25 protein-coding genes are annotated in these 23,409 nt (G+C 45.5%); 18 read left to right on the top strand and 7 right to left on the bottom strand.

Features of this window, described 5'->3' with window-relative positions:
• The first annotated feature begins 27 nt into the window (after window positions 1-27).
• From QNI24_RS00700 to QNI24_RS00665, 8 genes are all read left to right on the top strand, one after another.
• Window positions 28-780, top strand: a complete 753-nt coding sequence (locus QNI24_RS00700) for an FAD-binding oxidoreductase (RefSeq protein WP_267176741.1) — start codon at window positions 28-30, stop codon at window positions 778-780.
• Window positions 781-868: 88 nt separating this feature from the next.
• Window positions 869-2,302, top strand: a complete 1,434-nt coding sequence (locus QNI24_RS00695) for an alpha/beta hydrolase (protein WP_267176742.1) — start codon at window positions 869-871, stop codon at window positions 2,300-2,302.
• Window positions 2,299-3,027, top strand: coding sequence for an ABC transporter ATP-binding protein (locus QNI24_RS00690; RefSeq protein ID WP_267176743.1), 729 nt, complete (start codon window positions 2,299-2,301; stop codon window positions 3,025-3,027). Before QNI24_RS00695 ends, QNI24_RS00690 begins: the two co-directional genes overlap by 4 nt.
• Window positions 3,024-4,208 (top strand): ABC transporter permease, encoded by a 1,185-nt coding sequence (locus tag QNI24_RS00685; RefSeq protein ID WP_267176744.1) that lies wholly within the window; start codon window positions 3,024-3,026, stop codon window positions 4,206-4,208. Before QNI24_RS00690 ends, QNI24_RS00685 begins: the two co-directional genes overlap by 4 nt.
• A gap of 2 nt (window positions 4,209-4,210) precedes the next feature.
• Entirely contained in the window at window positions 4,211-4,756 is a 546-nt protein-coding gene (locus QNI24_RS00680; RefSeq protein ID WP_267176745.1) for a DUF4124 domain-containing protein, read from the top strand.
• 166 nt (window positions 4,757-4,922) lie between these two features.
• The gene (locus tag QNI24_RS00675) at window positions 4,923-6,629 is read left to right on the top strand and encodes a proline--tRNA ligase (protein ID WP_267176746.1); all 1,707 of its coding nucleotides are present in this window, start codon (window positions 4,923-4,925) and stop codon (window positions 6,627-6,629) included.
• The gene (locus QNI24_RS00670; RefSeq protein WP_267176747.1) at window positions 6,626-7,210 is read left to right on the top strand and encodes a class I SAM-dependent methyltransferase; all 585 of its coding nucleotides are present in this window, start codon (window positions 6,626-6,628) and stop codon (window positions 7,208-7,210) included. Before QNI24_RS00675 ends, QNI24_RS00670 begins: the two co-directional genes overlap by 4 nt.
• 10 nt (window positions 7,211-7,220) lie before the next feature.
• Window positions 7,221-7,919 (top strand): aspartate/glutamate racemase family protein, encoded by a 699-nt coding sequence (locus QNI24_RS00665; protein ID WP_267176748.1) that lies wholly within the window; start codon window positions 7,221-7,223, stop codon window positions 7,917-7,919.
• A gap of 5 nt (window positions 7,920-7,924) precedes the next feature.
• Here the strand turns inward: QNI24_RS00665 and QNI24_RS00660 are convergent, their stop codons facing one another.
• The gene (locus tag QNI24_RS00660; RefSeq protein WP_267176749.1) at window positions 7,925-8,317 is read right to left on the bottom strand and encodes an ExbD/TolR family protein; all 393 of its coding nucleotides are present in this window, start codon (window positions 8,315-8,317) and stop codon (window positions 7,925-7,927) included.
• 168 nt (window positions 8,318-8,485) lie between these two features.
• Between QNI24_RS00660 and QNI24_RS00655 the strand changes: the two genes are divergently transcribed.
• The 3 genes from QNI24_RS00655 to QNI24_RS00645 are packed head-to-tail and all read left to right on the top strand — an operon-like array spanning window position 8,486 to window position 10,309.
• The gene (locus QNI24_RS00655; RefSeq protein ID WP_267176750.1) at window positions 8,486-9,376 is read left to right on the top strand and encodes a hypothetical protein; all 891 of its coding nucleotides are present in this window, start codon (window positions 8,486-8,488) and stop codon (window positions 9,374-9,376) included.
• A gap of 8 nt (window positions 9,377-9,384) precedes the next feature.
• On the top strand, window positions 9,385-9,930 hold the full coding sequence (locus QNI24_RS00650) for an RNA polymerase sigma factor (protein WP_267176751.1): 546 nt from the start codon (window positions 9,385-9,387) through the stop codon (window positions 9,928-9,930).
• A 1-nt stretch (window position 9,931) separates the two neighbouring features.
• Complete coding sequence (locus QNI24_RS00645) at window positions 9,932-10,309, top strand: hypothetical protein (RefSeq protein WP_267176752.1); 378 nt, start codon at window positions 9,932-9,934, stop codon at window positions 10,307-10,309.
• A 13-nt stretch (window positions 10,310-10,322) separates the two neighbouring features.
• Here QNI24_RS00645 and QNI24_RS00640 read toward each other — a convergent pair whose 3' ends face one another.
• Complete coding sequence (locus QNI24_RS00640; RefSeq protein WP_267176753.1) at window positions 10,323-12,185, bottom strand: ABC-F family ATP-binding cassette domain-containing protein; 1,863 nt, start codon at window positions 12,183-12,185, stop codon at window positions 10,323-10,325.
• A gap of 72 nt (window positions 12,186-12,257) precedes the next feature.
• Here QNI24_RS00640 and QNI24_RS00635 point away from each other — a divergent pair, with 72 nt between their 5' ends.
• Complete coding sequence (locus QNI24_RS00635) at window positions 12,258-12,473, top strand: hypothetical protein (protein WP_267176754.1); 216 nt, start codon at window positions 12,258-12,260, stop codon at window positions 12,471-12,473.
• Between the two features lie 37 nt (window positions 12,474-12,510).
• On the top strand, window positions 12,511-13,491 hold the full coding sequence (locus QNI24_RS00630; protein WP_267176755.1) for a ribonuclease Z: 981 nt from the start codon (window positions 12,511-12,513) through the stop codon (window positions 13,489-13,491).
• On the opposite strand, the gene QNI24_RS00625 is transcribed toward QNI24_RS00630, so the two are convergent.
• From QNI24_RS00625 to QNI24_RS00615, 3 genes are all read right to left on the bottom strand, one after another.
• Complete coding sequence (locus QNI24_RS00625) at window positions 13,488-14,885, bottom strand: GTP-binding protein (protein ID WP_267176756.1); 1,398 nt, start codon at window positions 14,883-14,885, stop codon at window positions 13,488-13,490. The two genes, QNI24_RS00630 and QNI24_RS00625, sit on opposite strands and share 4 nt — an antisense overlap.
• Window positions 14,806-16,266: a GTPase gene (locus QNI24_RS00620; RefSeq protein ID WP_267176757.1), complete on the bottom strand. Its 1,461-nt coding sequence runs from the start codon at window positions 16,264-16,266 to the stop codon at window positions 14,806-14,808. The genes QNI24_RS00625 and QNI24_RS00620 overlap by 80 nt, the downstream gene beginning before the upstream one ends.
• A gap of 369 nt (window positions 16,267-16,635) precedes the next feature.
• Window positions 16,636-16,965 (bottom strand): hypothetical protein, encoded by a 330-nt coding sequence (locus QNI24_RS00615; RefSeq protein WP_267176758.1) that lies wholly within the window; start codon window positions 16,963-16,965, stop codon window positions 16,636-16,638.
• Window positions 16,966-16,984: 19 nt separating this feature from the next.
• Between QNI24_RS00615 and QNI24_RS00610 the strand changes: the two genes are divergently transcribed.
• Entirely contained in the window at window positions 16,985-17,587 is a 603-nt protein-coding gene (locus QNI24_RS00610; protein WP_267176759.1) for a cupredoxin domain-containing protein, read from the top strand.
• A gap of 7 nt (window positions 17,588-17,594) precedes the next feature.
• Window positions 17,595-19,592: a serine/threonine-protein kinase gene (locus QNI24_RS00605; RefSeq protein WP_267176760.1), complete on the top strand. Its 1,998-nt coding sequence runs from the start codon at window positions 17,595-17,597 to the stop codon at window positions 19,590-19,592.
• 57 nt (window positions 19,593-19,649) lie between these two features.
• Here the strand turns inward: QNI24_RS00605 and QNI24_RS00600 are convergent, their stop codons facing one another.
• Entirely contained in the window at window positions 19,650-20,072 is a 423-nt protein-coding gene (locus tag QNI24_RS00600) for a group I truncated hemoglobin (RefSeq protein WP_267176761.1), read from the bottom strand.
• 2 nt (window positions 20,073-20,074) lie between these two features.
• Window positions 20,075-20,920: a DUF3034 family protein gene (locus QNI24_RS00595; protein ID WP_267176762.1), complete on the bottom strand. Its 846-nt coding sequence runs from the start codon at window positions 20,918-20,920 to the stop codon at window positions 20,075-20,077.
• Between the two features lie 217 nt (window positions 20,921-21,137).
• On the opposite strand from QNI24_RS00595, the gene QNI24_RS00590 reads away from it, so the two are divergent.
• Genes QNI24_RS00590 through QNI24_RS00580 form a run of 3 tightly spaced genes read left to right on the top strand, consistent with a single transcriptional unit; the run spans window position 21,138 to window position 23,365 of the window.
• The gene (locus tag QNI24_RS00590) at window positions 21,138-21,521 is read left to right on the top strand and encodes an MAPEG family protein (RefSeq protein WP_267176763.1); all 384 of its coding nucleotides are present in this window, start codon (window positions 21,138-21,140) and stop codon (window positions 21,519-21,521) included.
• Complete coding sequence (locus QNI24_RS00585) at window positions 21,522-22,022, top strand: TRAP transporter small permease subunit (protein ID WP_267176764.1); 501 nt, start codon at window positions 21,522-21,524, stop codon at window positions 22,020-22,022.
• On the top strand, window positions 22,022-23,365 hold the full coding sequence (locus QNI24_RS00580; RefSeq protein ID WP_267176765.1) for a TRAP transporter large permease: 1,344 nt from the start codon (window positions 22,022-22,024) through the stop codon (window positions 23,363-23,365). The genes QNI24_RS00585 and QNI24_RS00580 overlap by 1 nt, the downstream gene beginning before the upstream one ends.
• The last annotated feature ends 44 nt before the right edge of the window (window positions 23,366-23,409 follow it).

Raw genomic sequence — 23,409 nt, 5'->3', positions numbered from 1 at the left:
TGGTCACATTCCAAAAAACAACAGCACATGACACCATTGAAATTAACCATGTTGGGCATGGATTCATTGAATGATAACACCGTTAATATTCGCTTCAAAGTAGACTCAGAACAACCTTTTGTGGTGATTGCGGGGCAGTTTTTGCGTTTGCACTTTACCCAAGACGATGGTCTTGAAACATTCAGAAGTTACTCAATAGCAAGTATTTTCCCTGAAGAAAAGACCACCATGGACGAAGTTGATATCGCTGTTTCATGGGTGCCGGGTGGCTTGGCCACAGAAAAACTGTCGAAGATGCAAGTCGGTCAAAGCATGGAAGCCACCGGACCGTATGGACGTTTTTGTTTGTTACCCGATCGCCATGAGCGGTATTTTTTGATTGCCACAGGCACAGGTGTCACGCCATATCGAGCGATGCTCAAGGAAATTGAGTTGCGTTTGCAGCAGGGTTCTGCTTTTTATGTGGTGATGGGCGCACAGGACGAAACCGGGCTGTTATACGAAGCTGATTTCGTGGCACTGGAACAGGCCTATGAACATTTCCATTACGTGCCCTGTTTGTCTCGAATAGACAGGAACGAAGCCGGCCCCAATGACCAATCAGGTTATGTACAAAATTACCTGGCAAAGCATGATTTTGATGTTGAAAATGACATCGCTTATTTGTGTGGCAACCCCAATATGGTGGATGAGGCTTTTAACTTGCTCAAAGAGAAGGGCATGCCTGTGCCATTGATTAAACGGGAGAAGTACATCAGCCCGGCCACCAAGAAAAAATAACAACCAAGTCTTGTAAATGTGACCATCGGGACATGATTGTTGCGGTGGCTGACAGTAGAATAATCAACGTTAAACAGCTAATTAATTTATGAAAAAATTACTCATTCCTTTGGTGGCTTGGTTTTCAGTCACCGATGTCAACGCGCTGGAGCTTGAAAAATGCTTTATTGGCGCCGAAGGCTCTGGTGTCAGCACCGCCGCTCATTGTGGCCGCCTGACGGTACCTGAAAACCGCGAAAATCCAAATAAGACCATCGAACTGAATGTCGCAGTGTTAAAAACCAATTCAAAGGAAAAGTTGAATGATCCTTTGCTGCTCTTGGCTGGAGGACCGGGCCAGGGCGCGGTTGATACGTTTGCTTCCATCGTCAGGGTGTTCGATAAACTTTTGCCGAACAGGGATGTGGTTTTGGTTGATCAACGAGGCACAGGAAATTCAAACCCTTTGCGCTGTGAGATAGATCCAAGTGAGTACGAAGCCCTGAGCGATATGGAGTCAGATGCTTGGAAAGATTGGACATCAAACTGTCTCAACAGCTTGGATGCCGATACCACCACTTATACCACCACAGAGGCCATTCATGATTTAGAAGCGGTGCGAACGGCTTTGGAAGTTGAGCAGTGGAACCTTTACGGGGGTTCTTATGGCACGCGTAAGGCGTTGACATACATGAAAATGTTTCCTGATTCAATCAGGTCTGCCATTCTGGATGGGGTGGTTTCGCAGGATGAAGTGTTGGGTGTTTCTCATGAAAGAAATTTGCGCAGTACCCTGAGCCGAGTTTTTGAATTGTGTGAAAAAGATGCCGACTGTAGTGAACGATTTGGTGATGCCGAACAACAAATGTGGACGTTCTTAGACAAACTCAAAGCAGAGCCAATTGGGTTGAGGTTACAAAACTCAAGCACCGGTGAATTTGAAGAAATCACCATGACTCGCGAGTATGCAGTGATTGCCTTGCGTATGTTTTCCTACGCGCCTGAGACCATGGGTTTGATACCCTTGATGGTGTCATTGGCTAACCATGATCAGCCCGAAACCATGGCCTACCAAGCACAGATGATGATGAACTCATTGAATCAAGGCCTTAACAATGCCTTAGAAATCTCAGTCTCTTGTGCTGAAGACGTGCCATTTATGCCGAAAGAAACCAATCAAACCAATTCATTGTTTGGTGATAATTTGTTTGAACTGATGCACGCCAGGTGTGAATTATGGGACTCAATTGTGGTCGATTCATCATTCAAAGAACCCGTTGAATCAGACATCCCTACTTTGCTGTTATCGGGTGAATACGATCCGGTCACTCCACCTGCCTTTGCAGAAAAAGCCATGCAGACTTTAAGCAAGTCTCAACATTTGGTGGCCAAAGGGCAAGGACACATAGTAGGAACGCGAGGTTGTATGCCAAAAATCTTAACTGCTTTCATCAAAGATCCTGAGACTGAATTGGATACTGCATGCATGAAAAACTTCAATGACTTTTCTTTCTTCATCAACATGAATGGGCCTCAAGAATGATAACTGTAGAAAACATCAGCAAATCCTTTGGTGAAGTGCAAGCGGTCAAAGACGTCAGCTTGGTGGCTGAAGACGGCAAAATCACAGCCTTGCTCGGAGCCAATGGCGCAGGTAAAACCACTTCAATGCGTATGATATATGCTTTGATTACACCACAAACAGGGGTGGTTACAGTTGATGGTATCAACTCAACCGATGACCCGGTATCGGCGCGGGCACGCATGGGTGTTTTACCCGATGCCAGGGGTTTGTACAAACGCCTAACAGCGCGAGAAAACATGGCTTATTTTGGCCGTTTGCAAGGCATGAGTGAAGCACAAATCAAAAACCGCTCTGGCGAATTGATTGAGCGTTTGGGCATGGAAAAATTTGCTGACCGTCAAACCGATGGTTTCTCTCAAGGCCAACGGGTTAAAGTGGCCATTGCCAGAGCGATTTTGCATGACCCACAGAACATTTTGCTTGATGAACCAACCAACGGTTTGGATGTGATGAGTACCCGTGCCATACGCACTTTTTTACGTGAAGAAAAAGCGCGCGGTAAGTGTATCCTGTTCTCCTCACACGTGATGCAAGAGGTTTCAGCAGTGTGTGATGAAATCACAGTAATAGATGCCGGTGCGGTTGTGGCTGTTGGTACTGAAGCTGAATTGTTGGCTCAATCTAATCAAAGCAACCTAGAGGACGCTTTTGTGTCCCTGGTGACAGCAGGAGCAGGCGCATGATCAGTAAAGCATTTAAAACCGTCTACTGGAAAGAAGTCATGGAAAACTTGCGTGACAAGCGCACCATGATGTCATCGGTGATTATGGGTTCGTTCTTGGGTCCAATCATGGCCTTGGGAATCATTTATTTGACAGCCAATATGGGCAAAGAAAAGGCCGAGAAACAACTGGAGCTGCCAGTTGTTAACATGGCCTATGCCAAAAACCTGGAAAAACATTTCATCAGTCAAGACGTTAAAATCATCAACTTGGATAAATCTCCAGAGGCTGCAATCAAAGACAAAGACCATGATGCGGTACTGGTGATTGACGAAAAGTTTGGTGAGGACATGGCTGCCGCTAAACCTGCCAAGGTGATGTTGTATTACGATGCATCAGCCAAAGGGGCAGCAAATGTGACCGTTAAAAGAATTCGCAGCCTGGTCAATGCCTATTCATCACAAATCGGAGCCATGCGTTTACAATTAAGAGGGGTGTCGCCGAACTTGATGAATGCGGTGATGATAGAAAATCATGACCAATCAACAGCACAGTCACAAGGTGCCCAGTTGATGTTGTTTTTGCCCTACTTTTTAATCATCGGTCTGTTCATGGGCAGTATGTATTTGGCCATTGATACAACCGCTGGTGAAAAAGAACGTAAATCGCTGGAGCCTTTGTTTTTGAATCCAGTCAGTCGCGTTGATGTGCTATCAGGAAAGCTCGCAGCGACAGTCAGTTTTGGTTTGTTGACCTTGGTTTTGACCCTGATTGCATTCAAATTGACGATGCCGTTTTATCCCACCAAGTCATTGGGCATAACCTTGTCTTTGAGTGTGGTTGATATGTTGTTGATGCTGTTGATATTGCTGCCGCTGTCTTTGTTGGCCGGTTCAATACAGACCATCATTGCAGCTTTCAGTAAGACCTTCAAAGAGGCCCAAACATACGTTAACTTGGTTATTTTTATCCCATTGATACCCAGCATGCTGTTGATGTTCATGCCGGTGAAGGAAAAACTGTGGATGATGGCCACCCCCATTTTGAGTCAGAACATCATCATCAACCAGATGATCAGGGGTGAGGATGTGAGCTGGACTAACATCGGCGTGAGCATGTTAGGTACATTGATTGTGGGCGCTTTACTTGCATGGTTTGCTGTGAGGTTGTATAACAAAGAAAGTATGTTATTTGCGGATTAATTATGATTAAAACTGGACTGATGTTATTTTTGTTGTGTTCGGCTTTCGGCGTTCAAGCACAAGAAGAAAAGAAAATATATAAATACACCGATGAAAATGGTGTGACCCATTACACCGAGACCAAACCTTCTGAGGAATACAAAGAAGCGGATTTGCCAGAGTTATCAGTGGTGCCATCCAGGCCGGTTAACAACAGTTCAGAAAACGTTCGCACCTCTGGCAGCGAGAAAGATCAGGAAGATGACCCTGAAGTGGTGAGAGAGTTTCAATTACTTGAACCCGTCAAGGAACAAAACCTGTGGGGCACAGGAGGTAAATTAACGGCCAAAGTATCGCCTTTAACTGCCGCACAAAAAGCCAGCCACCAAGTTCAATTTATCATTGATGGTGAGAAGCAAAAACCAGCTGATGCTTCTACCCAAGTGTTTGAAAACATTTACAGAGGTGAGCATACGGTGCAGGGGTTGTTGGTTAATCGCTACAATCAAAAAGTCATAAAAAGGACCGAGAAAATCACCTTCTTTATGCACCAAAACTCAAAAAAATAGACGCCAGGCGGAATCGCAACTCCCTAGCCCGACCTGACAGACCAAGGGGTTAATGATTCGCTGACCACAGATTGACCGATATCAATCACGGTTTGAAGCGGGACAATTCAGCAGCAAAAAAGGCTTGTATCGGGTAAGATAGCGTTTTTTTCAACAATTACAAAACATGAGAACCACAGCCTTTCATTTAGTGACCCGCAAAGAGACCCCGCAAGATGCGGAAATCGTTTCACATCAATTGATGATCAGAGCCGGATTGATCAGAAAATTGGGTGCAGGTTTATACACTTGGTCGCCATTAGGCATGCGTGTTTTACAGAAAGTAGAAAATATCATTCGTGAAGAAATGAATGCGGCAGGGGCTTTGGAAATGTTGATGCCTGCTGTTCAGCCCAAGGAGTTATGGGAAGAAACAGGCCGCATTGCTGATTTTGGTGGTCAGCTTTTGGCCATACAAGACCGCGCCGAGCGGGATTACTTTTTTGGCCCCACACATGAGGAAGTGATCACTGATTTTGTTCGCAATGAAATCAACTCATACAAACAACTACCAATAAACTTTTATCAAATACAAACCAAGTTTCGGGATGAAATCCGTCCCAGATTCGGGGTGATGCGTTCGCGTGAGTTTATTATGAAAGACGCCTATTCATTCCACTTGGATACTGAGTCATTAGAACAAACCTACCAAGTCATGAAACAAGCTTACAGCAACATCATCAAACGCATCGGTCTTGATTTCAGATGCGTTTTGGCTGATTCAGGTGCCATTGGTGGATCAGGTTCGCAAGAGTTCCATGTGATTGCAGATTCTGGTGAAGATGCCATCATGTACTCAGATCAGGGTGAATATGCTGCCAATTTAGAGAAATGCGAAGCAGTCAGTTTGATTGACAACAGAAACACAGCCGAACAAGACGTTAAAAAAGTGCACACACCTGAAGTTAAAACCATTGAGGCGGTGTCTGATTTCTTAAAAGTTGAAAGCACACAAACCATCAAAACATTATTGGTAGCCGGTGTTGATGGACCGGTGGCATTGGTGGTGCGCGGTGACCACAACTTGAATGAAGTCAAGGCCAATAACCTAGCCTGTGTGGCCTCGCCATTGCGAATGTTGAATGACGATGAAATAAAACAAGTGGCTGGTTGTGATGCTGGCTCTATTGGGGTCAAAGACCTTAACTGTCACATCGTTGTTGATCGCACTGTGGCCAACATGAATGACTTTGTCTGTGGCGCCAACGAAACAGATTACCACTTAACGGGTATGAACTGGGACAGAGATGCTGTTTATCAAGCGGTTGAGGACATCAGAGATGCTCAAGTTGGTGACCCCAGTCCTGATGGAGTGGGCGTGTTGAAAGTGGCGCGCGGTATTGAGGTCGGTCACATATTCCAATTGGGCAGTAAATATTCAAAAGCCATGAATGCTGTGGTGCTCAATGAGCAAGGCAAATCTCAAGCCATGGAAATGGGCTGTTATGGCATGGGCGTGACGCGCATGGTGGCCGCTGCCATCGAACAAAACCACGATGACAAAGGCATTATTTGGCCTGCCAACATTGCGCCGTTCGGTGTGGCGATTTTACCGATGAATTATCAAAAATCTGAGCGCGTTAAGCGTGCTGCCGATGATTTGTATGAAGCACTGCAAGCCCAAGGCATTGAAGTTATCCTGGATGACCGCAAGGTCAGACCCGGGTTCATGATGTCTGATTTTGAGCTATTAGGTGTGCCACATCAGGTGATTATTGGCGATCGCTCATTGGATGAGAACAACATTGAGTACCGCAGCCGTATTAATATGGCATCAGAAAAAATAAGCCGTGATACAATCGAATCGTTTTTAATGGAAAAAATCCAAGCATGAGTAAAAAGGTCTCTAACTCAATCAAAGACTCGGCACTGTTTCTGAAACATGCCATCAAGAGCCCGATGCAAGTGGCATATTTTATGCCTTCTTCACCGTGGTTGATTGAACAAGTGGCCAAATCAGCGCACCTCAGCGATGCCAATTACATCATGGAACTGGGTCCAGGTACCGGTGGTACGACCCGCGGCATCCTCAAATACATGCAAGACGACGCGCAATTAATCAGTGTCGAAATCAATCAAAAATTCATTGATCATATGGAAAAAACCATTGATGATCAACGCCTAACCATCAGTAATAAAGGTGCGCAAAATTTGGTTGAAATCATGGCTGATCAGGATTGGCAATCAGCTGATGTAATCATCTCTGGCATTCCCTTTACCACCTTGCCCAAAGGCATGGATCAAGCCATCATTAAATCCATATATGAAGCTTTGAAACCCGGTGGTATATTTCTGGCATACCAGTTACGCGACCATGTGAGTAAATTAGCTGAACCCTTATTTGGTGAATACACTTTCAAGAAGGTCGAATACAAGAACATTCCACCAATGCGTATCTACACCTGGAAAAAATAACCCACCAAAAATGAAAACCATCGGTTTATTAGGCGGCATGAGTTGGGAAAGTACCCAAGTTTACTACCGCGAGCTGAACCGCAGGGTAAACCAAGCTTTGGGAGGATTGCACTCAGTACCTGTGGTGATGGTCAGTGTGGATTTTCAGCCGATTGAACGGTTGATGCAACAAGGTGAATGGCAACCCATCAGCCAGATCTTAAAGAACCATTGTCTGAATTTACAACAAGCCGGTGCACAGTGTATTGGCATAGCCACCAACACCATGCATAAACTGGTGCCTCAGTTTGAAAGTCAACTTTCAATTCCGTTGGTTCATATTGCTGATTCTGTGGCTAAGAACCTGATGGCGCAAGGCAGTAAAAAAATTGGCTTATTGGGTACCTCATTCACCATGCAAGAGGATTTTTATAAAACCAAGTTGGCACACTATGGTGTCGAAACATTGGTGCCACAAAAAAAAGACCAAGGAATAATCAATCAAGTCATCTTTGATGAATTGTGCCAAGGCCAACTCAAGCCCCGTTCGAAACAAGCTTACCTACAAGTGATAGAAAAACTGCAGCAACAAGGTGCTGATGCAGTGGTATTGGCCTGTACCGAAATTGGTTTATTGATTAAACCAACAGATACTCAAATTCCATTACTTGATGCGACTGAAGCACACATCAATGACTTGGTCACCTTCGCCCTATCAGATCATCAATAAACCCCTCAATAAGTACTCACTGAAAAATCAACAACCTCGGCTTCCTTAACTTGCTCAATGGCGCGAACCAGCGTGGCTATTTTAATTTCATTGGCGGCAAAGAGTTGTGCCTTTAAGTCAGGTTTGGCCGCATGTAGCTGCGACAAGTGGACTTTGATGGCATCCAGCGCCACGACTTGACCATTGATGCTGTGACCGGCCAAATCCAGCTTAATGGTAACGATTTCACTGGGGGCATTGGGTGGTTTGGTGCTGCTGGCACCGGTGATACCAATACCCTCTTCTTTGGCAAAAGAAGTAGAAACGATAAAGAATATCAACATGATAAAAACCACATCCATCATCGGCGTGATGTTAATTTCATTCTCTTCGGTAGACTTTGTGTAGCTGTTTTTCATTTTTTTCTCCACAGTAAGTACTTATTGGGACATGGCCTGATGCATTTAGTTCGATGCTTCATGACCTTCACCACTGTTGCTGGCGTTACTGAATTAATAAAATAATTTGTAACCAAACACAGATTCCTTGCCTATAAGTAAGTACAAAAAACAAAACCGGAGTCAAAAATGAAAAAAGTAATACTGCTCATCGCACTGTTTGTGATGTCAATACAGCCAGCAATCGCAACTGGTTACGATGAAGCCAATTGGTTTGCAACCGTTGATGTTGAACAAGTGCGGACTAAAATTTTACCGCTTTTAGCCAAGAACAAACATGCCAACGTAAAAATCAATCTTGATGAGCATCTGCCTGATGGATTGGTCAAGTTGACCTTGTATGGTCACAGCGAACAAGAGGATGACCTGGGTTTGGTAGCTGTAGGCGATTTCACTGGGTTTGATTTAAACGAGTATGTCAATGGTTTGATGTACTGGGTTGAACCTGAGGAAGAAGTGACCTTTAATTTGATTGAATCTGAATACCACGCGGGGCAAATGATTCAACATTTCAGTTTCTCTGATGGTGAAAACACCAAATCAATTTACTCGACTCAATTGAGCGATGAACTGATAGTCATCAGTGTCGAGCTAGATGAAGTGAAACAATGGGCCAATGGTGCTTACAATGATTTTCAAATGAACCAGTCTGGCTTGGTTTCGCTGTCAGTCAATATCGAGTCTGCCATGGCGCATATGGGTGCTGATTTAAGCAGTAACACCGGCCCATTTAATTCAGTTGTGGTCAGTAAAATCAAACAGTTTTCAGCCAGCATTTATGACGTGGGTGAAGGACTCAGCATCGAAGGTGCATTGGGCACGGCTGATGCAGCCACCGCCAAACAATTAGAACAAGTGGTCAATGGTTTGATAGCAATGAATGCCCTATCTAATTTGGATCAGAAGAACCCAATTGTTGCAGCATTGGTAGCAAGCCTTGCCATCATCAATCAAGGCAATGAGCTGATTATCAGCACGGAACTGCCCTACAACTTGATACCAGTGATGGATGTTGACTGAGTCAAGCCATGAACGAGCAACAACTCATCATTCAGGCCAAGCAAGAAATTGCACGTGATGGAACCACCAACTGCTTCACGCGCTTGGTGGCTTCTTACCAAGCGCGTTTGTACAGTTATTTGTTGGCCCGCTGTGATAACAGTTTTGATGCCGATGATGTGTTGCAAGAAACGTTTATCAACGCTTATAAATACTTCGATTCCTACGATGCCCAGTGGCAGTTCAGCACCTGGTTATTTACCATAGCCAGGCGCTTGCTTGGTAAGTTAAAAAGTGTCTGTCATGTCGCCTTTGATGTGATTGCAAACCAAGTTGTTGATAAGGAGCAAGACCCTTTTGCAGTTGATCAAAACAACATTTGGCAGCTGATTAAGCAGGACATCAAGCCTGATGCTTATGATGTGTTGTGGTTTTATTACGTTGAAGGCCTGAGCATCAAAGAGATTGCCCATGTGATGCACCAATCCAATGCCTGGGTGAAAACATCTTTGCATCGCAGCCGAATAAAACTCGGCAATAATACATCATTGGCTGAGATGCTGGAGGCCAGTTAACATGAACAATGATTTAAAAAATAAGTTACAACGGGATGCCAAATACATCCAACAACAAGCCGCTGCACGTTTACAAACAATCGACCTGAATGCGCACATTCAGGCGCAGCTGGAAGCACGCTCAAGCAGCAAATGGTTCCAGCTGAGTGCTGTTGCAGCAGCCCTTTGTTTGACTTTCATTATTGCCTTGATGGTGGCCAGGGTTGAACCAAGCCAATTCAGTCACCCCAATACCTTGGTTAAACAGTCGCTCTTTGATCTCAAATTGGATGATTTACCCAATAATTTGGAACAACAGCTCAACCAGCCTTTGATTCAAGAACAGCAAGCCATCATTGATGATTTGAAAAGGCTAAAAACACAACTGTTATCGATTTGAGTGCCCAGTGGGACTAGCCTTCTAACTCCTCACTCAGCTCCAACCACTCGGCTTCATATTCTTCCAGCTCACTTTTGAGTTTTTGTGATAATGCCATACACTGTTGTAACTCGTGTTGGTTTTCTGGTTCATAGATTTCAGCCTCGCCTAATTTGGCGGTGAGGTCGGTGAGTTTTTGGCTGTGCTGTTCGATTAATTTGTCGAGTTTCTGGAATCGGTTTTTGGCCGCTTTATTGGCTTTGTGGTTTTGTTTCTTATTGATTGGAACCACATTGTTGGCTGCGGCTTCCTCTGCCTCAGCGGCTTTGATTTGGGCTTTGATGAAGCTTTGGTATTCATCCAAATCACCATCAAAGGGGTGAATCTGACCACGGTCGATATAGACCATTTCATCAATCACCGAATTGAGCATGTGTTTGTCGTGCGAGACCAAAATCACCGCACCCTCGTAACTTTGCAAAGCAAAACTGATGGCATCACGCATGTTCAGGTCTAAGTGATTGGTGGGCTCATCCAGCAGCAATAAGTCAGGTCTTTGGTAGACAATCAAGGCCAACGCCAAACGCGCTTTCTCACCACCTGAAAAGGGCTTGACTGGGGTGTCGGCCTTGTCGCCACGAAAGCCAAAGCCACCGAGGAAATTTTTGATGTCTTGTTCAGTGGCTTTCGGGTCCAGTTGTAACACGTGTTCGATGGCAGTGGCGGAGGGGTCGAGTTGTTCTAACTGGTGTTGGGCAAAATAACCAATGTGTAAGTCTTTGGCGGTTTTGAGCTCGCCTTTTTGTAAGGCTTTGTCGCCCGACATGGCTTTGATCAGGGTCGACTTGCCAGCGCCGTTGCGACCCAATAAACCAATGCGGGCGCCGGCGGTGACTGAAAAACTCAAATCTTTAAACACCTTATGCTCACCATAGCCAATGTCGGCATGTTCCAATTCGACAATCTGGTGCCGAAGGTTTTGGCAAGGGTAAAATTCAAAATGAAACGGGTTCTCCGCCTGCGCAGCAGCGATGGTGTCCATGCGCTCCAGCGCTTTGAGGCGAGATTGGGCTTGTTTGGCTTTGCTGGCTTTGTAGCGGAAACGGTCGACATAAGCCTGCATGTGGGCGATTTGTTTCTGTTGTTTCTCAAACATCGCTTGCTGCAGTGCCATTTGTTCCATGCGGGCTTTTTCGAAATCAGAATAATTACCGCTGTATAAGGTCAGTTGTTCATGTTCAATGTGCAGGATGTGTCCCACCACGCCATCGAGAAAATCGCGGTCATGCGATATCAGCCACAAAGTGCCTTCATAACGCTTGAGCCAGTCTTGTAACCACACCACTGCCTCTAAATCCAAATGGTTGGTTGGCTCATCCAATAACAACAAGTCAGATGGACACATCAAGGCTTGGGCCAAATTCAAACGCATCCGCCAGCCACCTGAAAACGACTTGACTGGTTGTGAAGTTTCATCGCTGCTGAAGCCTAAGCCATTCAATAAGCGCCCGGCACGGGCGTGTGCAGCATAACCATCAATGTGCTCCATTTCAGCATACAGCTCACCTAACTTTTCATGCTCATCGGCGGCGGTGGCCTTGGCAATTTTTTGTTCAATATCGCGATAAACCACATCGCCATCCAACACGTAATCCATGGCAGAAACAGCCAAGGCTGGGGTTTCTTGTTTGACGTGTGCAATGCGCCAGCCTTTGGGTACACTGCATTCACCTAAATCGGCCTGTAAGCTACCCATCAGTAAAGCAAATAAGCTCGACTTTCCGGTACCATTGGCACCAGTGAGACCCACTTTTTGGCCTGGGTGGATGCTGACACTGGCTTCCTCAAAGAGTAATTTATGGCCGCGTCTGAGTGAAAGGTTGGTCAATTGAATCATGCGCACATTCTGGCTGAGTCACCAGTGAAAATCAATTATAATCGTGTATTGCTTAATTGATGCGGAGTGCGTATGAACCAACCTGATGTATTGGCACTGTTATTTGTGGTGCTGTCGCTGTTTATTTTGATGGCCGCGTTTTTCTATAAAATCAGCCAACAAGTCAAAAGCATCGATGAATCGATCCAAGACATCGCCAAATCGCAGCGCATCCAAGCCAATAATCCCAAGGACTTCGAGGAAACCAAACGAATCAATGCACTGAATAAGAAGTCACCATTGGAATAATTGCTTATTCATTGAATAAACGCACCCCTGTAAAAGTATGGAAATAATATTTTTAGGTACTTCATCTGGAACCCCAACAAAAACCAGGAATGTTTCTGGCATTGTGATAAAAAAGAGCGATACAAAAGCATGGTGTTTGGTGGATTGTGGTGAAGCAACACAACACCAAATATTAAAAACCAAACTGGCCTTAAATCATCTGGATGCAATCATGATTACCCATGTCCATGGCGACCACTGCTTCGGTTTACCTGGACTGTTGGCCAGTGCTGCCATGGCTGGAAGAACACAGCCAATCACAATAATTGCACCGGCTGCAATCAAACAATTGATAGATACAGCGCAAGTCATAAGCGACACGTTTTTGCCTTACGAAATTGATTTCATTGCGGTTGAATCAATGAATGAGTCAATCACTCTGAGTGACTTCAGTGTCAATGCTCATGAGCTTTCGCACCGTGTTCGTTCTTTTGCCTATGGCTTTACTGAGTCAGGCATTGAACGTTCATTAAATGCCGAAAAACTCAAAGCAGATGAGATACCACCAGGCCCGGTGTGGGGTCAGATTCAGGCCGGCAAAAACATCAAACTTGATGATGGACAGGAGATTCAAGCCTCCGATTATTGGTTGCCTGCCAGAAAACCAAGAAAAGTGGTTGTTGGCGGTGACAATGACACGCCTGAGCTGTTAACTGAAACCATCTCAGACACTGATTTGTTGATTCATGAGGCAACTTACACCCAACAAATAGCTGAAAAGGTTGGTCCTGGACCACAACACAGTTCAGCTGAAAAAGTCGCTGAATTTGCGCAAAAGCAACAGCTAAAAAATCTGATTTTGACGCATTTCAGTGCCAGGTACCAATACGGTGATAGCCAGGGTTCCAATATTTCTGAAATTGAACAAGAAGCGAGAGCACATTACCAAGGTCAATTGTTTTTAGCCAATGATTTTGACTGTTTCATGCTGAATAAGTCAGCCGATGTGAGTCTTGTTGATCAGAGGGCTAATGATTAATTTTTACGATTCAAAGTTTTTAATATCTGCTCACGTGCCTCCAACAGGATTGAATTCCTGTCCAAGTTCTTCACGATGTTTTTAGCCACTGTTTTGGGACCGGCTTTGCCCCAAGAATTGCCTTGGATGAAATAATATTCGGCTATTTGGCCCACCAAATAGGTGGCATAATAGGCCAGTGATCCTTGCGCAGTGGCAGTAAGCGTGGTGGAGAGGCCGGCGCTGACGGTTTTCATCGCCGATGAAAGCAGGTTGACGCCCCAAACCGCACCCATCAAAACAGCCAGTTGAGCCATGATGGTGGTGGTCAGTTTGGTCGCCTCTACTTTACCCAAAGACAAACCATATAACTTGGACAGTTGCCTGATCATGGCCACATCCAAGCCCGCAGCAAACAACAAATCTGCCACAGGTATGGGGTTAAATGCCACCCCCACACCTTTGGCCATGCAGTAAGTGCGAATGATTTTCTGCCCAGCGGTTTTGCGCACTTCGATGACCTTGCGGGCTATGTTTTCAGACACTTCACCAGCAAACAGGGAGGCATTCAAGGCGGTCAGGGTCTTACCTTCTTTGTCTAATAATTCCCAGATCAGTTGTTTCAGTGCATCAATGTGGGCTGGTGGTGACTCGACTTTTTCTTGGCGAGTACCATCGGCCATTTCAACAATCAAAGTGCGTTCCCTGGGATCGGCTGACACGGCCACAAGTTGGCTGTTGATGTGCTGGGTTTTGGCTGTTATGGATGCTTTGAGTCGCTGCAATTCATCGTGGGTGTATAAATCGGCTTTGTTAAGCACCACAATGATGGGTTTGTTGGGTTGGGCAATGATTTCCAACTGTTGTTTCTGTGATGCACTCAAATCACCATCCAGCACGAACAAAATCACATCGGCCTGATTGGCTGCTTGTTGGGCCATCAGTTCACGTTCTTCACCATTGAATTCATCGGTGCCAGGGGTGTCAATCAGCACCACTGATTGTTGTTGGTAACTGGGCCAGTCCAGGTGGTTGGTGTGCTTGGTTTCACCATGCAGCGGGCTGACAGTGAAATGCGCCTCACCGCTGATGGCATTTAACAGTGAGGATTTACCGGTGCTGACCTTACCAAAAGCCACGATGTGAATTTGTTCATTTTCTAATTTATCAATCAGTCGCTGGATGTTTTGGTATTCATCCTGCAATTGGTTCCTGACTGTGGCCGGAATTTTTGGGTCATCCAACAACTGACGCAGGCTGCTTAAAGCCTGTTCATTGACCGTTGGTGCACCGACATCTGGTAATTCAGATGCAGCTGTTATTTGATCTTCAGCTTCAGGCTTTGTGTTTTTTTTGTTGACTGAGTTTGAGCGCCATTTTCGCCAAGTCTTTAGCCAGTTCTTTGGATGATCCAAGTAAGTTTTCCTCGAAGGTTTGTTGGGTTAATTCGGTATTCAGGCGGCCCTCACTTTGGACACTGGTCATGACCGCTTTACCGAGTGAATTAAAAATCAAGCCATAGGCCACTGCGTGCATGATACCACCTGCTGCGGTGCCGACCCCAGGGAAGGCTTTCAGTGCATTACCGGCCACTGCCAGTACCAATGATGTCGAGGTGCGCAGTTTACCGCCGGTGGATTTAAGCACTTGATCCACTTGTAATTGATTCACTGGCACATCGTAGAGTTGACATAACTCTCTGACCAGTTGGGTGCCAATGGTGCCCTGAATCACCAGATCTGATCCTGGTGCAACAGAGGCCAATGCACCAACAATGGCTCTTTTGGTGTGGCGCTCGATGGTCTCCTCTGCCAAGTTTTGATTGAATTCGCTGCTGGCCTGATTGAGTTTGTTCTCTGCTAACAGCAAAATACCGGCATCACGAAAGCGGTGCAAGGCTTCGGGGTTGTCACTGATCACGGTCTCGATGGCATCTAACAGGGGTTTTATTTCTGGCTGCTTCGGTTCTGTGCTTTGACTTTCAGAGCCATCAGCATGGCGGGTGATGACCTCCCTAAAGCCGCCGGTATTAATCATCACCACAGGGAATTGTTGTTGTGTTTTGGCAGTAATCGCTGCGCTGATTTGTTGCACTTGTTCATTTGAATAAACGTCCACTTTATTCAAAGCCAAAACCATGGGCTTATTCAGTTGATTGAGCTTTTCAAACAACACCATTTCACTGCGCGCTAAATCGGTGTTCAATAAAAATACCACCACATGCGCACGCTGAGATTCCTCCAAGGCCAACTGTGAAAGCTCGGCTTGATCAACGGCATCAAAGCCGGGTAGGTCGGTGATTTCCAGTTGGCCATAAGTATGGTGTTCGGCTCGTATGGTGGTGCCTTTAACCACATCGGTTTTTACCCGCGCTTCGGGTATCAGCGCATGGATCAAACTGGATTTACCGGTAGAGGCGCTGCCAAACAGGCTGATATGAAACTGGCCACTGCCGCGTCGTTCATGCAGTTCTTTGATTTCAGCATCGGCGGCGGAAGTGTCCACACCGCGCCGTTGTTCCTTAATGATGGCAGCTTCAAGACTCGATTCGTCAATGATTTTAACTTGGGGTTCGTTGGGTGATTTTGGTCGGGTGATTTTTAAAAACAACAGCACAGGAAGGGTTGCAACCACAATGATGGCGCTGGCATACAAAACACTGACCCAAGCCGGTGCTTGTTGTAGGTATTGCCATATGGCCAATATTTTCTCTGTCAAAACCATCACCAAAACCACAGCAAACAAGCCCAGCAAGGTGAAAACAGTCAATAACAGAGATTTGCTGTTCAGTTTCATCAGGACATTATAACCAATTACAGGTGGTTTGGCCTGAGACAGAAGTCACTGGCACACAGCAGGGTTTGAATGACTTAAATCAGGAGCTTGTGCGTGTCATTGTTCGTTGAAATGTGCTTGCATCAAGCAGAATACTTATAAAATTGACATCAGTTCCTATATACTTAAAGGTGTGTGCCTTGTGGCTTGGATGGAAGAAAAGAATGGTATCAAAGCAACAGGCTGGATGAAACAAAACTTTAGAATTGAAGCATTGATTATGAATAGAGTAAAAACAATTGCAATCACCCTTTTGTGTCTCGGATTGCTGAGTGCTTGCGCCCCACAAAGTAATGACCCAATGGTTAAACCATCTGACCCTGAAAAAAGTCAATCGTTTGAACCCAAGCCCGAACCGAAGCCTGAACCCAAGCCCGAACCGAAGCCCGAACCCAAGCCCGAACCGAAGCCTGAACCCAAGCCCGAACCCAAGCCCGAACCCAAGCCCGAACCGAAGCCTGAACCGAAGCCCGAACCTAAGCCTGAACCTAAGCCTGAACCTAAGCCTGAACCCAAGCCTGAACCCAAGCCTGAACCTAAGCCTGAACCCAAGCCTGAACCTAAGCCTGAACCGAAGCCTGAACCGAAGCCTGAACCTAAGCCTGAACCCAAGCCTGAACCCAAGCCTGAAACCAAGCCTGAAACCAAGCCTGAACCCAAGCCTGAATCAGTAACAAGTATGAATTTATCTGGCGAGGTTAAATTGGATCAGTCCGAATTGCGGCGACAAAATGCCGAAGTGAGTAATACCATCGTTTACTTCGAGCCCAATAACAAACAAGGCATTGATCTAAGTCCCACCGATGCAATCATCAGTACCCAAAACAAGCGTTTTGAACCCAATGTGTTGGCTGTTACGGTTGGCAGTGAAGTCAGTTTTCCCAACATGGACCGTATTTTACACAATGTTTTTTCAGTCACCCCTGAAAGCGAGTTTGATTTGGGTTTGTATTCAGCTGGTACCACCAAAAACGTCACCTTCGACCAGCCGGGGGTGATTTATGTCCACTGCAACGTTCATCATTCGATGCAAGCTGATATATTGGTATTGGACACGCCATACTTCACTCGCGTTGATGAATCCGGCCGCTTTGACCTTGGTGGCTTGCCCAGTTTGGATGGTGAATTGAAAATATGGCACCCCAGAGGCAACATCAAAACAATTAACTTAAACGATGGCATGGACTTAACTGCCTTGCAACAAGAATTAACAATCACGCGGCCCAAAGTACCCAAGCACACCAACAAATTTGGTAAATCTTACCGCCCAACCAGAGATTAATCAGCATATGGCACAACAATCAGGCATCAAATTAAGTTCAAAACTCATGCTCATTACGGGCTTTTTGATTTTGTTAACGGTGGCGGTCTCTATTTTTATCACCTTGTATTTCGGTAACCAAATTGCCAATGAGGGCATAGAGAAAAAACTAAGCAGCAGCCAGTTGATTCAGCAAGAGTTTAATCAGCAGAAACTACGCCAGTTAGAGCTGGTTTCAATGGTGGTGGCCTCTGACCCTGCCTTCGTGGCCTATGTGGCTCAAACCATTTTTGACTTGGAAAACAATGAACGGGCTGATATCGCCTCGATTGCCGACTTATTGTTGGAAAGGAAACAACAGTATGGCTTTGAAGTGGCCATCATTGTCTCTGCCGATGGTCAGCAAATAGCCCGATCCGATCAGGCCATGGCGGCGCCTAAAAATTTGGCTGAAGATCCATTGATGGAAAACGCCATTGATCAACTGCTGCCGGTGAGTGGATATTGGACTGACTCCAAACAGCTTTACCAAGCTGCGGTGGTGCCATTATCCAGAGGCAGAAATTTGATTGGATTTTTGTTAACAGGGTTAGCGGTTGATGATGTTCTGGCCAACGACATAGCCCGACTTTCTGGCACTGAGGTGGCCGTAGTGGCCGAACAGTCTGGCCAATACACCACATTAGCCACCACCCTTGATCTGGATAAAAATGCCAACTTGATAGAAAGGTTAAATGCCATTGATGCCAATGATTTGACTCGACAACAAAACCTCAGTTTGAGTGAGTTGAACTTGGCCACACGCTTGAGTGAACTGAGTGAATTAGGCGACACCGAATACTTTATTTTCAATGGCGTATCGGTCAATGAAGCCATGGCGCCTTTTATTAAAACCAGAAACCTGTTGTTGGCTGCCGGTCTGGGCATTGTGATTTTGGCACTGATTATTGCTCGCTTTTTTGTTAACCAATCACTGTCATCACTGAATAAAATTTCAGCAGCAACCCGTCAGGTGTCTTATGGCAATTACAGCGCCAAATTCCCCAAAAATGTCGGCGCAGACATGTCGGACTTGAGTGAGTCCATCAATCAATTGGTGCAAAACCTGAGGGGGCGAGATGCGCTGGCATCACATTTGGTTGAATTGAGCAAGAAGTCTCATCATGAAGTTGAGCGCATGCAAAATCCAGCCAAAGTCCTGATTGAACCAGGAAAAGTCATCAATCAGCGATTTGAAGTGATAAAAAATATTGGTGTGGGTGGCATGGGTGCTGTGTTCCAAGCCTATGACCAAGAGCTGGAAGAAGTGGTGGCTTTGAAGGTGCTCAAAACCCAGCAAGCCAGTGAGTCGGACATCGTTCAGTTCAAAGATGAAATCAAAGTAGCCCGCCGCATTTCACACCCCAATGTGGTAAGGATTCATGACTTTGGTCAGCTGAAACAAAATGTTTATATCTCCATGGAGTTTGTGCAAGGTTATACCTTGGAACAAATACTGCGGTTCGCTAAAAAATTACGCCCGGCTGCAGCCAAGCACGCAGCGATTCATATCTGTTCAGGATTGATAGCGGCGCATGAGGCTGGCGTGGTACACAAAGATTTAAAGCCTGCCAACATCATCGTTGAATTGGATTCATCGATTAAGCTGATGGACTTTGGTATTGCGTCAATTGATTCCATCATCAGTGAAAAACAATCCAATGCCATGGTCGGCGGCACCGCGGCATACATTGCGCCTGAACAAGCCTTAGGCAAAGGCGCTGATGAACGCACCGACATCTATGCTTTGGGGGTTTTATTGATGGAGTTGTTCATCGGCCAGCGGCCCTTTTATGGCAGCGATGATGAGGATTTGATGATGAAACACGTCAGTGAAACACCGCTCCCCATCTCTACCCAATGGGCGGATGCGCCAAAAAGCTTAGAGCAATTGATTTTGAAATGCTTGGCCAAACAACCGAAAGACAGACCACAGACTGTACAAGCTGTACTGAGTGAGTTAAAGCAGATAAAATTCAACAACTAAAAAAACCTGCTGGGATTTTTGTCTCAGCAGGCTTCAAAGCCAATCATGCCAAAAGGGTTATTCGTAAGTGACGTCCTCACGCATCGGAGCAAAAATAGCCAACACTTTGTTTTGAAGTCTGAAAGGTACTTTGGCATCTTCCATGGCGAGGATAAAATCTTCCACAAATACATCAAATTCTGAATATTTGATGTCCATACCACTGTGGGCTTCAACCATGTCTAAGCCCTCATACTCACAAGGCCCACCGGTCTCCATACAAATTTGGTCAACAATTTTAAGGTGTAAGTCTTCGCGGTCAGTTTCTTCAAATAAAAAGCTGATTTTGGGATTCACAAGCAGTCTGTCAATCAGGTTTTTGGTGATGGCATCGACAGTGGGTTCACCACCGAGTTGTTGGTACAGTGATTCCTCTGCTTGTGCTTTTGTTGTCGCGAAAACACTCAGGGTGATAACCAGGGTAAAGATTAAATTTTTCATACTCAAAAACTCCCGTTGATTGATAGGTAAAGCCCTTTTTGTTCTGGCAAAGTCGCAATTTTGCCCAAATCAGCATAGGCAGCTACCACAGATATGTGCCTGTTGGGCACCCAAACCACAAAAACATCGCGCCAACTGTCTTCACTGGCGAAGCTCAAGTTGGAGCGTTTTTGTCGGTAGTCAAAGCCGATGGCCCAACTTTTATTCAAAAACAAACCAATGGAGGCTTCGGCATTGATGTCTCTGCCACCGATGTCACCGCCAAATCCCAACAATCCCATCTCATTGGCCTCTGTTGAGCGCAAGGTTAAGGTGACAAAGCCATTGAAGCCAGCTGGTTTACCCAGAAAAAGTTTTGTGGCACTTAAATAATAATCCATGCTTTGGTCATCTCTGGCACCAGCAACCGATGGAATCAGAAAAGATTGGTTCTTTTTGTGTTGGATGCCAAAAGCTATCTGCGGCATCTTGCTGTACACCAAATTCCCAGCCAAACGCACTTTAAGTCCAATCACATCCTGCCGCAGAGAAGCGCCAGGTAAATCAAGTGCTGGGCCCAAAGTAAGCAAATCTAACTCTTGTTTGGCAAAGGAAAGCTCGACGCGGTTATGCCAGCCGACTGCGGCACCTACCATATCAAAACGGTAATCATCGGTATCAAGATAAGTATAAGCTGCGGTGAAATCGGTTTCACCTTTTTCACCATATCCGGCAATGGTGGCCCACGGCACAATACCACTGCCTGAGGCGCCTTCAACTTGCATCACAGCACCCGTACCCAATTGCCGACTGCCAGCATGAGTCAGCGCAGAGCACATCAAGGCACCTAATAAAATCAATTTTTTCATAAAATCACACACGCTTTTTAACTGTCAATAATTTAGCACAGGATCATCCAAAGAGAAGTGAATCATTGTGATATGTGTTGTTTTGTTTTGATTAAGCCAATTTTTTGTTGGTTTTGAGCCAAATTTTTTATCTGAGATAAATAATGGTCAATTATTGGCCGCATCCATGGGGTTGTTATCAGTTAAAATAAATCACTTCTGACAAAGGGTATATTTTATGTTGTATGTGATCGTGGTTTTGGTATTGGCTTTGTTGCAATATTCTTTTTTCAGTTTCATGGTCGGTTCAGCGCGCGGCAAGTTCCAAGTGAATGCACCGGCTGTCACAGGGCATGAAGTTTTTGAACGGTATTATCGGGTGCAGCAAAACACCTTGGAACAATTGATCATTTTTATCCCAGCTTTGTTGTTGTTCGCGACCTATGCCCATGCCCTCAGCGCGGCTGTTTTGGGCGTGGTTTACTTACTTGGTCGACAACTGTATTACACCACTTACATCAAAGACCCTAAATCCAGAGGACTGGGGTTTGTCACCGGATTTTTGGCCTCACACATCTTGTTGTTGGGCGCTTTGGTTGCTGTGATTATGCAATTAATCTGAATGAAGACCGCTGATTCCCAGTGGCTTGAGCGGTATGGTGGTTTCCTTGGCTGGTTGACGCTGGTCATGGTGTTGCTCAGTTTTCTCACGGTCATTACCAGGAATGTGTTTTCAGTGGTGTGGATTCCTATTCAGGAGTTGGCCATCTATTGTCATGCTGCTGCGTTGATGTTGGGTATGGTTTATGCTTGGCACCATGATCGCCACGTGCGGGTGGATGTGTTTTATCAATCTTTTTCAGCAGCAAAAAAACGCCTTGTTAACTTGGCTGGTACTTGGCTTTTGATGGTGCCGATGATGCTGTTCATGATTTATGCCTGCTACCAATACGTGGTTGATTCATGGTTGAGACTTGAAGGATCAGGTGAAACCGGTGGTTTGCCGTTGGTGTTTGTATTCAAAACACTCCTGCTGCTGATGCCGATATCGATGTTGGGTTATGTGTTTATTGTCAGTTTCAGAAAACCACCAAACAATCAGCAGCCAGGAGGCACTGACTGATGGAAGCTTGGTGGGCCTTACTGTTATTTATGGCAGTAACTGGCGCTTTAATGGTTGGGTTTCCGGTGGCCTTCACTTTGGGTGGGGTGTCGTTGTGGTTTGCTTTTATAGGCTTTATTACTGGCTGGTTTGATGCCGACTTTTTGGCGGCTCTACCGAATCGATTGAACGGTATTTTGAATAATGCCACACTGATGGCAGTGCCGGTTTTTGTTTTTATGGGCGTGGTTTTAGAAAAAGCCAAGCTGGCTGAGTCGTTGTTACAGAACATGGCGGCCTTATTAGGTGGTAAAAAAGGCGGTCTGGGCTTTGCCTTGTTGATAGTCGGCATGTTGTTGGCTGCCAGTACTGGAATAGTTGGAGCTACGGTAGTTACTTTAGGCCTGTTGGCGATGCCCGTGATGCAAAAGCATGGTTATGACCCTGCTGTATCGGCAGGCACGATTTGTGCCTCTGGCACCTTGGGTCAAATCATACCGCCGTCAATCGTGTTGGTGTTATTGGGTGATGTTTTATCCAACGCTTATCAACAGGCACAGTTGGATTTAAACATTTTCAATCCCAAGACAGTTTCTGTTCAAGACCTGTTTATGGGGGCCTTGATTCCTGGCTTTTTATTGGTGTTGTTGTATGCCATGTACCTGTTTTGGGTGCGGCTCAGAAGGCCTGATGCGATGCCTGCAGTGGTAGTTGAGAAGCAACCAAAATTAAGTGATATTCTGCGTTCTTTGTTGCCGCCTTTGATTCTAATATTGGCTGTTTTGGGCTCTATTATTGGTGGTATTGCTACCCCCACTGAAGCTGCGTCAGTGGGCTCAGTTGGTGCTTTGGCTTTGGCTGCCATCAACCGCCAATTAACTGTGGCGATGTTGCGTGACGCCCTCAAAGAAACGGTCAAGGTTACTGCCATGGTATTCATGATCTTAATCGGTGCTGCTTTGTTTTCGCTGGTATTCAAAGGATTTGGTGGTGATGAAGCGGTACAACATTTTTTGACTAACCTACCCGGTGGTGCAGGCATGGCCCTGTTGTTGGTGATGTTGTTGTTGTTTTTGCTGGGCTTTATACTTGATTTCATTGAAATTACCTTTGTGGTGATTCCTATAGTCGGGCCAATTTTGTTGATGATGGGTTATGACCCGGTTTGGCTGGGCATCATGATTGCGATCAATCTACAAACTTCATTCCTGACCCCGCCTTTTGGATTTGCACTGTTCTATTTACGTGGTGTTTCAGATGTCAAAAGCCGCGATCTCTATCGCGGGGTGATGCCGTTTATATTGTTGCAACTGTTGATGTTGATGGTGTTGTTCTTTTTTCCCGAACTGGTTAGTCTGATTTGAATTAATTGTGACAGTTTGGTCAAGATTTGATGACATTTCTCAAT

Source organism: Marinicella marina, assembly GCF_030065545.1.
Lineage (GTDB): Bacteria > Pseudomonadota > Gammaproteobacteria > Xanthomonadales > Marinicellaceae > Marinicella > Marinicella marina.
The sequence above is the reverse complement of the archived record's forward strand: the minus strand, read 5'-3'. Positions and strand labels throughout refer to the sequence as shown.

Excerpts from the sequence above, each read along its gene's own strand:
- QNI24_RS00700 (WP_267176741.1), top strand. The coding sequence starts at position 28 with ATGACACCATTGAAATTAACCATGTTGGGCATGGATTCATTGAATGAT.
- QNI24_RS00695 (WP_267176742.1), top strand. The coding sequence starts at position 869 with ATGAAAAAATTACTCATTCCTTTGGTGGCTTGGTTTTCAGTCACCGAT.
- QNI24_RS00690 (WP_267176743.1), top strand. The coding sequence starts at position 2,299 with ATGATAACTGTAGAAAACATCAGCAAATCCTTTGGTGAAGTGCAAGCG.
- QNI24_RS00685 (WP_267176744.1), top strand. The coding sequence starts at position 3,024 with ATGATCAGTAAAGCATTTAAAACCGTCTACTGGAAAGAAGTCATGGAA.
- QNI24_RS00680 (WP_267176745.1), top strand. The coding sequence starts at position 4,211 with ATGATTAAAACTGGACTGATGTTATTTTTGTTGTGTTCGGCTTTCGGC.
- QNI24_RS00675 (WP_267176746.1), top strand. The coding sequence starts at position 4,923 with ATGAGAACCACAGCCTTTCATTTAGTGACCCGCAAAGAGACCCCGCAA.
- QNI24_RS00670 (WP_267176747.1), top strand. The coding sequence starts at position 6,626 with ATGAGTAAAAAGGTCTCTAACTCAATCAAAGACTCGGCACTGTTTCTG.
- QNI24_RS00665 (WP_267176748.1), top strand. The coding sequence starts at position 7,221 with ATGAAAACCATCGGTTTATTAGGCGGCATGAGTTGGGAAAGTACCCAA.
- QNI24_RS00660 (WP_267176749.1), bottom strand. The coding sequence starts at position 8,317 with ATGAAAAACAGCTACACAAAGTCTACCGAAGAGAATGAAATTAACATC.
- QNI24_RS00655 (WP_267176750.1), top strand. The coding sequence starts at position 8,486 with ATGAAAAAAGTAATACTGCTCATCGCACTGTTTGTGATGTCAATACAG.
- QNI24_RS00650 (WP_267176751.1), top strand. The coding sequence starts at position 9,385 with ATGAACGAGCAACAACTCATCATTCAGGCCAAGCAAGAAATTGCACGT.
- QNI24_RS00645 (WP_267176752.1), top strand. The coding sequence starts at position 9,932 with ATGAACAATGATTTAAAAAATAAGTTACAACGGGATGCCAAATACATC.
- QNI24_RS00640 (WP_267176753.1), bottom strand. The coding sequence starts at position 12,185 with ATGATTCAATTGACCAACCTTTCACTCAGACGCGGCCATAAATTACTC.
- QNI24_RS00635 (WP_267176754.1), top strand. The coding sequence starts at position 12,258 with ATGAACCAACCTGATGTATTGGCACTGTTATTTGTGGTGCTGTCGCTG.
- QNI24_RS00630 (WP_267176755.1), top strand. The coding sequence starts at position 12,511 with ATGGAAATAATATTTTTAGGTACTTCATCTGGAACCCCAACAAAAACC.
- QNI24_RS00620 (WP_267176757.1), bottom strand. The coding sequence starts at position 16,266 with ATGAAACTGAACAGCAAATCTCTGTTATTGACTGTTTTCACCTTGCTG.
- QNI24_RS00610 (WP_267176759.1), top strand. The coding sequence starts at position 16,985 with ATGAATTTATCTGGCGAGGTTAAATTGGATCAGTCCGAATTGCGGCGA.
- QNI24_RS00605 (WP_267176760.1), top strand. The coding sequence starts at position 17,595 with ATGGCACAACAATCAGGCATCAAATTAAGTTCAAAACTCATGCTCATT.
- QNI24_RS00600 (WP_267176761.1), bottom strand. The coding sequence starts at position 20,072 with ATGAAAAATTTAATCTTTACCCTGGTTATCACCCTGAGTGTTTTCGCG.
- QNI24_RS00595 (WP_267176762.1), bottom strand. The coding sequence starts at position 20,920 with ATGAAAAAATTGATTTTATTAGGTGCCTTGATGTGCTCTGCGCTGACT.
- QNI24_RS00590 (WP_267176763.1), top strand. The coding sequence starts at position 21,138 with ATGTTGTATGTGATCGTGGTTTTGGTATTGGCTTTGTTGCAATATTCT.
- QNI24_RS00585 (WP_267176764.1), top strand. The coding sequence starts at position 21,522 with ATGAAGACCGCTGATTCCCAGTGGCTTGAGCGGTATGGTGGTTTCCTT.
- QNI24_RS00580 (WP_267176765.1), top strand. The coding sequence starts at position 22,022 with ATGGAAGCTTGGTGGGCCTTACTGTTATTTATGGCAGTAACTGGCGCT.